The following is a 13,202-nucleotide window of genomic DNA, read 5'->3' as shown; positions in this document are numbered from 1 at the left end:
TTCGGTGCGCGGCATGCGGTCAACCGTGAGCCGGATCGGATCGGCGATACCACCACGGTGCGGCGGCGGTCGGATCCAGGCCGACCAGGTCGTTCAGCTCGTCGAACAGCTCGAGTTCTCTCGCGTCGTCGTAGGACTCGTCCGAGGAGGCAGTCCGATGGTCGATCTCGACGTAATCGCCTCGCGGCCCGTCTGCCAGTGCGAGGTCGGCCAGGTTCCGGCCCGACACCTCGGGGGTGGACACTCCTGGAAGCGGTCGCAGGCTCGGCATCACCCGCCTCCACATGAACTGTGCGACGGTTCCGCGATTCCTCGCGAGCGCGGTCCCAGGCATCATTCCGGGATCGAAACACATGGGTACGACGGATTTCGGTGCGCGCCGCGCAAGCTCGTGAGTGTGATGGAGCAGCGCGAGTTTGCTCGTCGAATATGCGGCACCTCCGTCGATGTCGCTAGTGATCGCCAATCGACCAGCCGATGCCCAGCGCGGCGCGGGCACCATGGCGTACGAGCGTCGGAACTGTCCGTAGTGCGTGCCGGATCCGACGTGCACGACTGTCGTGTGGTGTAACTGCGGCGACAGCAGTGCAAGAAGCAGGTGTGGCGCAAGCACATTGACGGCAAACGTGAGTTCGTATCCGTCCGAACTTCGCGCGGCGGTGTCCACCGTCTGAATCCCAGCAGCCAAGACGACGCCCTGCAGTGGTCTGCTGATTTGCTCGACCGCTGCGCGTACCGACTTCAGGCTCGACTGGTCACAGACGACGTACGTCTGCCCGGGAATCGCCGTTTCGAGCTCGGCCAGCCGGCTGGCCGACCGCGCGGTGAGTACGAGGGAGTGACGCTCGGCCAGGTGCAACGCTGCTTGCTTACCGAGGCCCGAGGTGGCACCGGTGATCAGAACCGTAGTGTCATCAACTGTCATTCTGTCACTGTATGACACAATTGCGCGCAGTGTCGAGGAGTGTTGTACTCGGGAGGTGTCAGCACCCTCCTCTCGACGTCAACTTCGCACTCGAGATCGACTGGCGTCCGCGGCATTGCGACTTTTCGCTGAGCAGGGCTACGACGACACCACTGTGGCGCAGATCGCGGACGGGGCGGACCTGTCCGCTCGTTCGTTCTTTCGGTACTTCTCAGACAAAGACGCGGTGCTGTTCTCCGGAGAAACTGCGTTGCTCGATGCTGTGGCAAGGGTCGTCGAAAATTACGCCGACGACCTCGGGGCACTGATGCACGATGCGCTGCACGCCGCTGCGGACGCGCTGGACCTCGATAGGGACGGCTTCGCGGTGCGCCACCGTGTCATCTCTGCGAGTGATCGACTGAGAGGGCGTGAGCAGGTGATTCAGCTGGACATGCTGGCGGCGCTGTCTGCTGGACTCGTCGCTGCTGGTGTCGAGCACGACGAAGCCTCGCTGACGTCGCGAATGACGATGGCGCTGTGGAACGAGGCGTGCGAACGCTGGGTTGCGTCGGGAATGCGTTTGGGCGATCACCTCGACGCCGTGCTGGCGGAATTCCGCAGCCTGTAGACCGTAGTGGTTGTCGGTAATGGGTGGAAGAATCGCAACCATGTGCGGACGGTATGCCAGTACCCGGAGTGACACCGACCTCCAGGCGGTGTTCGACATCGCCGAGACCGTGGGCGAGGAGGTGCCGCCGTCGTACAACGTCGCCCCGACCCAAACGGTGCGGACGGTGCTCGAACGCGCGCCCAGCGGCGATCCCGAGTCCGACGCCGTGCGGCAGCTGCGGTCGGTGCGTTGGGGCCTGATCCCGTCCTGGGCGAAAGACGCGAAAATCGGTTCCCGACTGATCAACGCCAGGTCGGAAACCATCACCGAGAAGCCGTCGTTCAAAAAAGCAGCAAGCCGTCGACGCTGCATCGTGCCTGCCGACGGGTACTACGAGTGGGAGAAGCGCGACGGGGGCAAAGTGCCGTACTTCCTGCATACCGAAGGCGTGCTCGCGATGGCGGGTCTGTACGAACTCTGGCGAGATCCCACCAAGGCCGAGGACGACGAGAACAGGTGGGTCTGGTCGGTCACGGTGCTGACCTCGCCTGCAGCCGACGCGCTCGGTCACATTCACGATCGCTCGCCGGTCGTGCTACCACCGGATCTCCGCGCGAGCTGGCTCGATCCGACCGTGACCGACCTGGGAGCGGTGCAGGACATGTTGGCAGCAATTCCCGAGCCGCGGCTCGAGCCCTACGAAGTGAGCACTGCGGTGAACAGCGTCAAGAACAACAGCCCGGAGCTGTTGACGCCGGTGTGACGATCAGGTGAGTCTCGTTCGGCAGATGTCGAGAATGGCGGCCCGCTCGTCGGGGGACAGATCCTCGGCAACCGGCGAATCGAGAATGCGACTCAGACGCTGGAAATAGGTGCGCCCGTCGACGCCGAATGCCACGTAGATGTCCTCGTCACTGCCGCCGCCGTACCCTTGCCAGGCTCGGCCGAAGGCCAGAATTTCGTGATCTACCGACTGGCTGCTGGTCCGGCGCATCATGTTCCCCTCGTGGTACCTGGCTTCCATCATCCTGGTCACGATTGAAGGGCTGGTGAACACTGCGTTACGCCCGCGTCAGTTCACTAGGGTGGTGCTCGTGACCGCACTCGCCTTCGGATCCTGGCCTTCACCCATCACCGCAGCCGACCTGTCCTCGGCCGGCCATCCCATAGAGGGCGGCCGCTTCGTCGGTGGCGAAATATGGTGGTCGGAGCTGCGGCCGGCCGAAGGGGGAAGGACGGCCATCTGCCGTCACATCGACGGGGAAGTGCACCCGGTCCTGCCCGCCCCGTTCAACGCCCGCACACGAGTTCACGAATACGGCGGGGGAGCCTGGACCGCCACCGACGACGGCGATCTGGTGTTCGCAGAATTCTCCGACCAACGTCTCTACCGACTCACCCCCGGCGGGACGCCGACGCCGCTGACTGTGAAACCGGCTGTGGCGTCGAGCATCCGGTATGCCGAACTGTCGGTGGTCGGCAGCGACGTCATCGCAGTCCGAGAGACTCACGACGCCGGCGAGGTGTCCCGAGACATCGTGGCCGTCGACCTGGGCGGCGGCGGAGTGCGCTCACTGGTCTCCGGCTCGGATTTCCTTGCGTTCCCGACCCTGTCACCCGACGGCACTCGCATTGCCTGGATTGCCTGGAATCACCCGCAGATGCCGTGGGATGGAACGGAACTGCGTGTTGCCTCCCTCGCCGATCCGGAGAACTGGACGGTGCTGCTCGGCTCGACCGAGGAATCGGTCATGCAGCCGCAGTGGATCGACAACCATTCGCTGTACGCCATCAGTGACCGAACCGGTTGGTGGAACCTGTATTCGGTCGGTATCGACGGGCCGGTGACCCCACTGCGGACGCTCGACGCGGACTTCGGGGCACCGCTGTGGCGGCTCGGATCCAGTTGGTACCAGGTGCTGGGTGACGGAACGTTGCTGACCGTGCGGACCGTCGGCACCGATACCCTCGCAGTCCTCGACCCGGTATCGGGGACGCTGGACGACATCGAGCTCGACGGTGTGACCTCGGTGGGTCTGGGCGGGAGTTCGGGATCGACCGTGCTGATCAAAGGCGGTGGAGCGCAGCTGGCCAACGGGCTCTTCGCCCTCGACCTCGAGTCTCGCCAACTGACCTGTGTACGTTCGAGTTTCGACTCGGTCCCCGAGAGCGCCTATCTGCCGGAGGGTCGGCAGGTGACGTTCCGCGGACCTCGGCGCGAGGTGCACGCAATCGTCTACGCGCCGCGAAATCCGTCCTACGAGGGATTGGACGGCGAACTCCCGCCGTACATCGCGTTCGTCCACGGCGGCCCGACGGCGCACGTGGTCCCCGCCCTGAACCCGTTGTTCGCCTACTTCACCAGCCGCGGCATCGGCGTCGTCGACGTGAACTACGGCGGCTCGAGCGGGTACGGCCGCGAATACCGCAATCGGCTGCGCGGGCAGTGGGGAGTCGTCGACGTCGAAGACACCATCGCCGCAGTGCAGGGGCTGGCGGAGAGTGGCCTCGCCGATCCACGCAGGTTGGCCATCGAGGGCGGCTCCGCGGGTGGTTGGACGGTGCTGGCCGCGCTGACTTCCTCGGACGTGTTCGCCTGCGGAGCATCGTATTTCGGTGTGGCCGAGCTGGAGCTGTTCGTCGCCGAAACCCACGACTTCGAGTCTCGATACATCGATGGGCTGATCGGACCACTGCCCGAGGCGATCGACCTGTACCGGACCCGTGCCCCGGTCAACAACGTAGACGGACTCTCGTGCCCGGTGTTGCTCTTGCAAGGTCTGGACGACCCCATCGTGCCACCCTCGCAGGCCGAGAGGTTCCGAGACGCGATGGTGCAGAAGGGAATACCGCACGCTTACCTCGCCTACGAGGGCGAGTCGCACGGATTCCGGAAACTCGAAACACAGGTGAACGCGCGGGAAGCGGAACTGTCGTTCTACGGACAGGTCATGGGATTCACCCCGCCCGGAATCCCCGAGCTACAGCTGTGGCGTTCCGCGACGTGAGGCCCGTCGGCGCATCACCGGGGCGGGTGGGCGCGCTTGGATTCGAGGAACTCGAGTAGGGCGCTGGGAATGGCGCAGTACTTACTGTTGCCCTCCGACAGCTTGCTGCCCACCTCGAACGCTGCCTTCGAGGGCCCGTCGTTTTCGAGAATGAGCGCACAGAGGCGCTCGTCGGTGCGGCCGGTCTCGCAGCATTGTTCGACGTGCGATCGATCGTCCGGCGACAGAGCCGTCCACCACTTGTCGTAGCGGCGGAAGAGCCTGTCCGCGTCGTCGGTCATGCCTGCTCCTACTTCTCGGGTGAGCCGTTCGATTCCGACGATACTCACGGTGTCCGATTCGTCCAGCATTGCGGGGCGATGTGGGAATTGTGCCGGGCGGGGACGTTACACCCGTCGTGTGCCTGTGGTGTCGGTAGTGCCTGTAGTGCTGACCGCGCGCCCCTACTGACCTCACACCCCGATTACTGACCTCGCACCCCTATTGCTGACCGCGCGCCCCTACTGACCTCGCACCCCGGCTGCCGACCGCGCCCCCGCTGCCGACCTCACACCCCTATTGCCGACCTCACACCTTTTGTGCCGAGCGCGCGCCCGCGCTCGGAGGTGAACATGCGCGCGCAGTCGGCAGCCGAGGCGCTCACTCACCGCTCCGGGCACGGTCGGCAGCATCGCGGATCATTCGATCGACCAGTTCGGGCCGGTCGAGGTCGGTCCAGGTCAACCGCACCACCTGCCGCCCGGTTCCACGTATGCGATCCTCGCGACGCTTCTCCTCCCACAACACGTCTGCCGCAGACTTTCCCTCCGGTACGTAGCGCCCGTATTTGACCTTGCCGTCGAATTCGACAACTGTTCCGATTGCCGGTAGCTCGAAATCCACGCGGCCGCAGGCACCTCGAGCATCGACGATCTGTACCTGCAGCTGCGGTGTGTAGCCCAGGCGATGGAGCAGCACTCGGGTGCGTGATTCGCCTACGCTCTCGGATCAACCGTCCATGAAGTCGGCAACCTTGCGGGCCATGCGATTGCCCGGATGGTTCGGGCACGAATCCAGCGCTGCCGCAACGTGTTCGGTGGCCACGTCGTGAGTTCGCGCGGCGATATCGGCGATACAGACCGCCGTCTCGAAATCAAGCGTGCGAGCGATGTCGGCAATGGTTCGCGCCAGCGCGGTCACTCGAACCCCGTCGATGTCGACGACTTCCTCGTCCGTGTACGGGGAGGTGTGCAGAACTCTGATGGCACTGCTGCGTCCACCGCCGCGGACGCGGTTGCGGGTGATGTGCACGCGACTCAGATCGGCGTTCCATACGTCGAGGCCGTGAAAGACCGCTGCTGACACGTGGCTGACGACGGCATCGGACGCAGTAGTTGCATCGAATACAGCCTCTGCGACCACCCGATGCTTTTGTTCGGCAGTCAGCGAATCGAATTGCGCCCTGCTGACGAATCGCCCGGGCCGGAGTCGACGCCACCCCCTGGTTCGGCAGTAGCGTTGCAACTCGGCGTCGGAGGTGCCACGGGAAAGCGCGTCGGATCGCGAGACGATGCGGATCATGAACAAATGCTCACCCGCACAGGTGCTTTCGACAAGCCCCAACTGCCCGATTGTGGATAACTGTGGGCCTGTGGATAGCCGAGTGCCCCAACCTCACACCCCTGCTGACGACCGCGCGCCCCCGCTCTGAGGTGAGCGGGGGCGCGCAGTCGGTAAAAAGGGTGTGAGGTTACTTCCGGCGACCGGGAACCTTTGCCCCCGGAGCGAACCCGAGTCCGCCGGCCTTCGGCTTGGGCGGAGTCCGGTCGTCCGAACCGTTCGACGCCGTATCACCCTCGGCTGCGGGTGCTTCGGTGGCCGGTACTTCGGTAGCAGGCATCTCGGTAGCAGGTGCCTCGGCTTCCGGTGTCGGTCCGGCCTTTTCGGGCTCGGTTGCTTCTGGCTCGGGCTCCGGCGCCGCTGCAGGCGCACCCGGCTTCCGTGCGCCGGGCTTCTTGAATCCGGACTTCACGGCCAGGCCCTTGGGTTGGACGGTCGGCTTGGATTCGGTTGCCGCGGGTGCTGATTCCGTTGGAGTTTCGGGGGCAGGTGCCTCAGCGGCCGGGGCGTCGGCCGGCTTGCTGGGTGCTTTTGCGCCCGGCTTCTTGAATCCGGACTTCACCGCCAGACCCTTGGGCTTGACGCTCGGCGTGGACTCGGTCGCGGTCGACTCCGGGGCCTGCGCAGTAGCAGACTCTTCGGACGCGGCGGGAGCGGCGGCTGCGGCCTTCGCACCGGGGGCCTTGCCCTTCATCTGCAGGCCCTTGCCGCCGGGTGCCTTACCTCCGGCCATTCCGAGACCCTTGGGCTTGGCCGCAGGCTCGGCCGCTGGTTCGGCTGCGGACTGGGACGCAGGCTTGGCAGCTCCTGGAGGCTTGGCCAGACCCTTCATCTTCAGTCCTCCGCCGGCCTTGGGAGCCGGAGCTGCCGGAGCCGACTTCGCCTCGGCGGGCTCTTCGACGGGTGCGATGCGTTCGGCCTCTTCGACCTCCGCAGCGGTCTCGGTCTCGAGTTCCTCCTCGGGAGTGCGCTCTCGGGGAACGACCTTGATGTTCTCGGCCAACACCGAGGGCTCGACGCGGGTGATCGATTCGAGCATCAGCTGTGCCACGTCGACGACCTCGACACCCTCGTGTGCGCCGCCTTCCTGGCGTGCGGTGACGCCGTCGGTGAGCATGACGCGGCAGAACGGGCATCCGGTAGCGATCTTCTTCGGGTCGGTGCTCAGCGCCTCGTCGACCCGGTCGATGTTGATGCGCTTGCCGATGTTCTCTTCCATCCACATACGTGCGCCACCGGCACCACAGCACATGGACCGCTCGCCGTGGCGCGGCATCTCCTTGAGATTGGAGCCCGATGCGGCCATCAGTTCGCGCGGGGCGTCGTACACCTTGTTGTGACGTCCCAGGTAGCACGGATCGTGGTAGGTGATGTCCTGGCTGACCGAGGCCACCGGAATGAGCTTCTTCTGGCGCACGAGGCGGTTGAGCAGCTGGGTGTGGTGGACGACGTCGTAGTCGCCGCCGACCTGCGGGTACTCGTTGCCGAGCGCGTTGAAGCAGTGCGCGCAGGTGACGACGATCTTGCGCTTGTTCTGTTGCACGCCGTCGAACACATTGTTCAGCGTCTCGATGTTCTGCAGGGCGAGCTGCTGGAACAGGAACTCGTTACCCGCGCGGCGAGCAGAGTCGCCGGTGCAGGTCTCGTCGGCTCCGAGAACCAGGAACTTCACGCCCGCGGTGGCGAGCAGTTCGGCGACGGCCTTGGTGGTCTTCTTGGCGCGGTCCTCGTAGGCACCGGCGCAGCCGACCCAGAAGAGGTATTCGTAGTCCTGGAACGAATCGGCGTCCTGGCCGAAGACCGGGATGTCGAAGTCCATCTCGTTGATCCAGTTGAGACGGTCCTTCGAGTTCTGGCCCCATGGGTTGCCCTTGTTCTCGAGGTTCTTGAACAGACCGGCGAGCTCGGACGGGAACTCCGATTCGATGAGGACCTGGTAGCGGCGCATGTCGATGATGTGGTCGACGTGCTCGATGTCCACCGGGCACTGTTCGACGCAGGCACCACAGGTGGTGCAGCTCCACAGCACCTCGGGATCGATGATGCCGCCCTCGACGGCGTCGGCGACCAGCTTGCGGTCGGCTTCGTCGCGAGCGGCCTGCGGGATGGCGTCCAGCTTGGTCTGATCGACGTTGCCCTCGGAGTCCACGAGACCGATCTCATCGCCGGCCGGATCTTTCTTACCGCCTGCCAGCAGGTATGGAGCCTTCGCCTGGCCGTGGTCGCGCAGCGACATGATCAACAGCTTGGGGGAGAGCGGCTTGCCGGTGTTCCACGCGGGGCACTGCGACTGGCAACGGCCACATTCGGTGCAGGTGGTGAAGTCGAGCCAGCCCTTCCAGCTGAAATCCTCGACGTTGCCTGCACCGAACGCGTCGACGTCGGGGTCGGCCTCTTCCATGACGAGGACCTTGCCGCCGGACATCATCGGCTTGGCCGGTCCGAGTGCGACGCTGCCGTCGTCCATGCGCTTGAAGTAGATGTTGGGGAACGCGGTGAAGCGGTGCCATGCGACGCCCCAGTTGATCCGGCTACCGACCACGTAGACCCAGACCATCGCGGACATGAGCTTGACGAACGCGAAGGTCGAGACCATCTCCGGGCTGGCTGGAAGCAGCTTGGCGACCTGCATGGTGAAGAAGTCCGTGTACGGGTTCGCGTGCCCGTAGGTGGCGATCTTGCCTGCCTTGACCAGGATCATGCCGAGGCCCTCGATGAGGACGATCGCTTCGACGAAGTAGGCGGCCTTGAAGTTGGAGCCGGCGAACCGTGATTGACGGTCGGCCTTTCGGGGGTGGTTCAGCTGGCGAATCGTGACGAGCGCGATGATTCCGATGACGGTTGCGATACCGAGGACCTCGTCCATCAGGTGGTAGATCGCCCAGTTGCCGAAGATCGGCCAATGGCCTTCGGGGTTGAAGGTCTGGATGTTCGCTTCCATCGCGACCAGTGCTCCACCGAGGAAGCCCCACATGACCAGCCAGTGCGCCCATCCGACGGTGCGGAACTTGACCATCTTGGTGTGGGCCGCGAACTCGACGACCATCTGCTTCAAGCGGGGAACGACAGGCCGCCACCGATCGGGGGCGGGCTGACCCAGCCGGACGATGTGGAACATCCGTAACCCGCCGCGGATGAAGATGTACCAGCAGTAAATGCTGATGACAGCGCCTACAAAGCCGAAGGAGAGAGTCACGGCGTTCATGTCGCGGCCTTTCGCTGTAGTTGGCAGCTGGCGAAGCTACCGCGTGTTCAGCCAGTCGAACTATACGACGGCCGATGTTACCCGCTGGTAACAGCGGCTGCCTACTCGCGGGTAACTTGGGGTCGATCCTGTATGCGATGCTGGTGAGCGAGTAAACGAGGCCTTCAGGCGGGCTCGCTGAACTCACCGGTAGGTTGTCTCGTGGATCACGTTAGGCGTATGCCCCCGAGGTGTGGTCGGGAAGGCAGTCCTTACCTGGCGGCGGCGCGGTCGTGACCGGAGTGGGAATCGCCGAATCGATCAGTATCGCTGGCCGAGATTCGACCGATCGAACGACGCGCGCGGGGTGATTCCGAGGCGGAGAATGCGTCTGCACAGCGATTATCGAGAATGTTTGTGACAGTTGGTAACTGACAGTTATCGACGGTGTGGAAAAGGACAACGAGCGGTACGGTTCGTGCGCTACACTTCGCCTGCATCGAATTGCCGCAAATGAGTCACCGGCGCAAACAAGTCATCGGGGTGACTCTGCGTGAAACGGGTACTCGGCGGCACCGGCACATGCTCACTGCACAGAAACGGAACAGAACTACACATGAAACTCAGCAAACTGGTCGTCACATCGGCCCTCGTCGCAGTAGCGATGGGCCTGGCCAGCGGAACCGCCTACGCACAGTCCCCGACTGAGCAGACGACGCCCGATACCAACTACTCCGTCGAGCTCGAAGACCGCACGATCGTCACCACCATCGACGCAGGTGTCTTCAAGATCGCCGACGACGGCAAGACAGTCGACGTCCTCGACGCTGCCGACAAGACTCTCGTGACTCTGCCGCTCTCGTTCAACCTGGGTGGACTGAACTTCCCGTACGAGCAGAACGTCGACAACGACGGCAAGACTCTGCGTCTGGTCCCGCAGCTCGACTTCACCAAGGCATCGGCGAACTCGCGCAGCATCGGTGCAACGACTGTCGCCTCGCCCGAGGAGAACCTGAAGGCTCAGCAGAACTTCTCCTCGCAGCTCGGTATCGCGACGGCCATCGGCGGCTTGACCGGAACTGCAATCGGGGCCGTTGTCGGCGGACTCGGCTTCCTCGGAGGCCCTGTCGGCCTGGCATCCGTTCCTCTGGGCGCAACGCTGGGCGGCATTGCCGGCACCATCATCGCTGGCGGCCCCACCCTCGTGGTTGCGGGTATCGACCTCATCAACACGCTGAACGCGGCACCCGGCACCACGGTCTGGGCCAAGTAAGCGCCTTCTCACCCGAAAAACCCGCACTCTCGACGAGGGTGCGGGTTTTTTGTGCGCTGCGGGCTACGACGTCCGGATCGTCAGACCAGGATTCTCGGCGAGCACGTCGTTGATCGGTGTGGCGAACAGTTCGGGTCGCTGGCCCTGCAGCATGCTGACGAGGGTGGCGATCTCGCAGGAGGGCTGATCGCCCACGTTGGATGCACTGGCGATGCCGACGGCGAGGGTACCGCTGACGACCGGCCCGCCACTGTCGCCGCGTAGGCCGCAGATGGACGTGCTGAAGTTGCGGTCCAGGACGGCCTCGCCCATTCCGATACTGCGCCCCGTGGACAGGATTGTGCCGCAACTGAATCCGGATGTGGAACCGGCCTTGCAGACCGGTGCACCCACGATCGGGTCCACCGTCCCGGTGATGTGCAGCGGCTCCCTGCCGGGCACCCGGACGGCGTTGCTCTCGAACTCTCCGACGTGAGCGTCCTCGATGTCGATCAAGGCGTAATCGTTGTGCGACTGGCTGGTTCGGTAGAACGAGCCGAATTTCGACCCGACCAGACTGCCGTACATCGGATAGGCGCCCGTCGTTGCCGCTGAACCGGTGGCGGCCGTGCCCGGATCGCAGTGCCCGGCAGTGATGTTGACGGCTCCTCGGGTCGAATCGACGGCATTGAAGCCGAGTGAGCAACGCAGGCCGAGACCTGCCGGAGTTCCCGCCAGAAAGCTGTCGCCGCCGAGATAGGAAGTGGCGCGGATCGGCCCTGCGATGGGCGAAGGATCGAAAGGAAGCAACTCCAGCAGCGGTTGGATCGCGACGCCCACTGCGGGCGGGAGTTCGGGTGCGGGGGCGTCGACCACGAAGCCGGCAGCCGAGGCCGCGTCGGACACCGCCGTGTGCTCCGGGCCGTCGGCTGCGGCAATGACAGGTCTGCCGTCACCGTCGAGCCACGCGCCCGTCACGCCCGCGGAACCGACGGTGGCGGTGAACTCGGCCAACCGGCGAGCGGCGGCGGCGCGGTCGAGAAATTGCTGCGGGTTCAGGCCGAGATCGCGGGCCACGGCCTCCGCCAAAGCGGGAGGCAGCATCGGATCGGCGGTGTCGACGGCCGGCGGCAGGCTCGGCTGGGCAGCTGCCGCTGGGGCGGAGACCGCCATTGCCGTCAGACACGACACTGCAACCATCGACAGACCGATTGCGCGGCGACGCATGCAGAACCCCTCCCCGAGGCACCCACGATGTGATGCCGTCCACTTGTCGTACGACTATAGGGGGTGAACGGCTCCCCGATGGTCGACTACTCGGTTCGAAGAGTTGCCCCGGTTGCGCCGAGTACCTGATCGATCGGTATTCCCAGACTTGCGGTGCCGCCGTATTGCGCCAGAGCCAGGTTCGCCTCGTTGCAATCGGGCGCGCCGCCACTGTTGGATCCGCTGGTGATTCCGAGGGCGAGTGTGCCGGTCACGATCGCACCTCCGCTGTCACCTGCGAGAGTGCATGCGGTGCTGGCGAATCCACGAACGGTACGCGATGTTCCGTCTTCCATGTACAGCTGCGTCTCGACGCGGTCGGCCGCAACTACGCCGCAGGTGAACGACGAGGACTGGCCGGACTTGCAGACCGGCGCTCCGATGACGGCGGCTGCGGTTCCGGTGACCGCGACAGTGCTGCCGTTGGCTCCTCGAACGGTGGGACGGTTCAAGCCTGATGCGAGGCCGGAATCGTTGAGGGCGATCACCGACCAATCGAGGCCGTCCTGTGCCCCCAGGCTCGACCGGTCGAAGGATCCGATCTGTGTGCTGCGCGCGATGTCCGATGGATCCGGAAGGTAGACCGGTGCGCCGCCGACTCCGGTGGCCCTGTTGGGGTTGCAGTGTCCGGCGGTGAGATTGACTGCGGCACCGGAGGAGTCGACGGCATTGAAACCGAACGAGCAGATGCTGATGTCGGTGGGCGGAGCGTCCGCGATAGGACCTGTGCTGGTGACGTAGGTGTCGCCGCCCATGGGAGTCGGATCGACTGGCGCGTCTCCACCGGGAGAGAGAATGACTTTGATGTTGGCCATCAGGGTCGGCAGGTTGAGTGCCCTGCCGATCGGGCTGTTCACCAGGTCGATGACGATCTGGTTGTCGATGAAATCGATGGCCGTTCCGTTGATCTGTCGCGAGATCTCGCGGGGCAGAGCGGCGATCCAACTGTTGAGATCTGCCAGTGACTTCTCCAACCCGTCGGCCGAGACCGGCGACTGCGCCGTGGCGTACCCGTCCTTGGCCACGGCCTGTGCCGCGGCAGGTGAGGTGACGGCGACGACGGCATTGCCGTCGGGCCCGATCCATGCACCGGCGAAGTCCGCCGGACGACTGGCCCGAAAGTCCGATGCGTACGCGGACAGTTCCTGAGCACGAGCAGCCCGATCGAGATACTCCTGGGGGGACATCTTCAGATCGCGCTGCACTGCCTCGACGAGCTCGGCGGGGAGCTGATCGGCGGCGGATTGGACGACGGGATCGGCGGCCGCTGTTCCGGAGAACGATGCAACGAGTACGAAAGCGGTCGAACACAGCACTGCAGCACGCAGAGCCCCGGTGTTACGCATAGAATCCCTTCATCGGGTGCTAGGTATCAG

The 13,202-nt window shown here is 64.6% G+C and carries 12 protein-coding genes; 4 read left to right on the top strand and 8 right to left on the bottom strand.

What is annotated here, in order from left to right; genetic code table 11:
• Positions 1–19: 19 nt before the first annotated feature.
• On the bottom strand, positions 20–925 hold the full coding sequence (locus ACOQFP_RS11345) for an SDR family NAD(P)-dependent oxidoreductase (protein WP_206492000.1): 906 nt from the start codon (positions 923–925) through the stop codon (positions 20–22).
• A 115-nt stretch (positions 926–1,040) separates the two neighbouring features.
• On the opposite strand from ACOQFP_RS11345, the gene ACOQFP_RS11340 reads away from it, so the two are divergent.
• Positions 1,041–1,535 carry a TetR/AcrR family transcriptional regulator gene (locus tag ACOQFP_RS11340; protein WP_241257381.1) on the top strand — a complete coding sequence of 165 codons (495 nt, stop codon included), beginning with the start codon at positions 1,041–1,043 and terminating at the stop codon, positions 1,533–1,535.
• Positions 1,536–1,575: 40 nt separating this feature from the next.
• Positions 1,576–2,280: an SOS response-associated peptidase gene (locus tag ACOQFP_RS11335; RefSeq protein ID WP_421584386.1), complete on the top strand. Its 705-nt coding sequence runs from the start codon at positions 1,576–1,578 to the stop codon at positions 2,278–2,280.
• 3 nt (positions 2,281–2,283) lie between these two features.
• On the opposite strand, the gene ACOQFP_RS11330 is transcribed toward ACOQFP_RS11335, so the two are convergent.
• On the bottom strand, positions 2,284–2,544 hold the full coding sequence (locus ACOQFP_RS11330) for a DUF3263 domain-containing protein (RefSeq protein WP_241257368.1): 261 nt from the start codon (positions 2,542–2,544) through the stop codon (positions 2,284–2,286).
• A gap of 67 nt (positions 2,545–2,611) precedes the next feature.
• Here ACOQFP_RS11330 and ACOQFP_RS11325 point away from each other — a divergent pair, with 67 nt between their 5' ends.
• Positions 2,612–4,525, top strand: a complete 1,914-nt coding sequence (locus ACOQFP_RS11325; protein WP_421584385.1) for a prolyl oligopeptidase family serine peptidase — start codon at positions 2,612–2,614, stop codon at positions 4,523–4,525.
• Between the two features lie 14 nt (positions 4,526–4,539).
• Here the strand turns inward: ACOQFP_RS11325 and ACOQFP_RS11320 are convergent, their stop codons facing one another.
• The 4 genes from ACOQFP_RS11320 to ACOQFP_RS11305 all read right to left on the bottom strand — a co-directional run bounded on the left by ACOQFP_RS11320 (position 4,540) and on the right by ACOQFP_RS11305 (position 9,329).
• On the bottom strand, positions 4,540–4,875 hold the full coding sequence (locus ACOQFP_RS11320) for a hypothetical protein (RefSeq protein WP_421584384.1): 336 nt from the start codon (positions 4,873–4,875) through the stop codon (positions 4,540–4,542).
• A gap of 289 nt (positions 4,876–5,164) precedes the next feature.
• Positions 5,165–5,482 carry a hypothetical protein gene (locus ACOQFP_RS11315; protein ID WP_421584383.1) on the bottom strand — a complete coding sequence of 106 codons (318 nt, stop codon included), beginning with the start codon at positions 5,480–5,482 and terminating at the stop codon, positions 5,165–5,167.
• 30 nt (positions 5,483–5,512) lie between these two features.
• Positions 5,513–6,085, bottom strand: a complete 573-nt coding sequence (locus ACOQFP_RS11310) for a hypothetical protein (RefSeq protein ID WP_421584382.1) — start codon at positions 6,083–6,085, stop codon at positions 5,513–5,515.
• 169 nt (positions 6,086–6,254) lie between these two features.
• Positions 6,255–9,329 (bottom strand): (Fe-S)-binding protein, encoded by a 3,075-nt coding sequence (locus tag ACOQFP_RS11305; protein ID WP_421584381.1) that lies wholly within the window; start codon positions 9,327–9,329, stop codon positions 6,255–6,257.
• A gap of 595 nt (positions 9,330–9,924) precedes the next feature.
• On the opposite strand from ACOQFP_RS11305, the gene ACOQFP_RS11300 reads away from it, so the two are divergent.
• Positions 9,925–10,581 (top strand): ammonium transporter, encoded by a 657-nt coding sequence (locus tag ACOQFP_RS11300; protein WP_421584380.1) that lies wholly within the window; start codon positions 9,925–9,927, stop codon positions 10,579–10,581.
• A gap of 63 nt (positions 10,582–10,644) precedes the next feature.
• Here the strand turns inward: ACOQFP_RS11300 and ACOQFP_RS11295 are convergent, their stop codons facing one another.
• On the bottom strand, positions 10,645–11,787 hold the full coding sequence (locus tag ACOQFP_RS11295; RefSeq protein ID WP_341244716.1) for a S1 family peptidase: 1,143 nt from the start codon (positions 11,785–11,787) through the stop codon (positions 10,645–10,647).
• Between the two features lie 86 nt (positions 11,788–11,873).
• Positions 11,874–13,172, bottom strand: a complete 1,299-nt coding sequence (locus ACOQFP_RS11290) for a S1 family peptidase (RefSeq protein WP_421584379.1) — start codon at positions 13,170–13,172, stop codon at positions 11,874–11,876.
• Positions 13,173–13,202: the final 30 nt, after the last annotated feature.

Origin of the sequence: Rhodococcus sp. MALMAid1271 (assembly GCF_049195265.1) — a bacterium.
Classification (GTDB): Bacteria; Actinomycetota; Actinomycetes; order Mycobacteriales; family Mycobacteriaceae; genus Rhodococcoides.
Note: the sequence above shows the minus strand (reverse complement) of the source record. Positions and strands in the feature narration are given on the sequence as shown.

Coding starts and splice junctions, on each gene's coding strand:
- ACOQFP_RS11305 (WP_421584381.1), bottom strand. CDS start 9,329: ATGAACGCCGTGACTCTCTCCTTCGGCTTTGTAGGCGCTGTCATCAGC.
- ACOQFP_RS11310 (WP_421584382.1), bottom strand. CDS start 6,085: ATGATCCGCATCGTCTCGCGATCCGACGCGCTTTCCCGTGGCACCTCC.
- ACOQFP_RS11300 (WP_421584380.1), top strand. CDS start 9,925: ATGAAACTCAGCAAACTGGTCGTCACATCGGCCCTCGTCGCAGTAGCG.
- ACOQFP_RS11330 (WP_241257368.1), bottom strand. CDS start 2,544: ATGATGGAAGCCAGGTACCACGAGGGGAACATGATGCGCCGGACCAGC.
- ACOQFP_RS11295 (WP_341244716.1), bottom strand. CDS start 11,787: ATGCGTCGCCGCGCAATCGGTCTGTCGATGGTTGCAGTGTCGTGTCTG.
- ACOQFP_RS11320 (WP_421584384.1), bottom strand. CDS start 4,875: ATGCTGGACGAATCGGACACCGTGAGTATCGTCGGAATCGAACGGCTC.
- ACOQFP_RS11335 (WP_421584386.1), top strand. CDS start 1,576: ATGTGCGGACGGTATGCCAGTACCCGGAGTGACACCGACCTCCAGGCG.
- ACOQFP_RS11345 (WP_206492000.1), bottom strand. CDS start 925: ATGACAGTTGATGACACTACGGTTCTGATCACCGGTGCCACCTCGGGC.
- ACOQFP_RS11290 (WP_421584379.1), bottom strand. CDS start 13,172: ATGCGTAACACCGGGGCTCTGCGTGCTGCAGTGCTGTGTTCGACCGCT.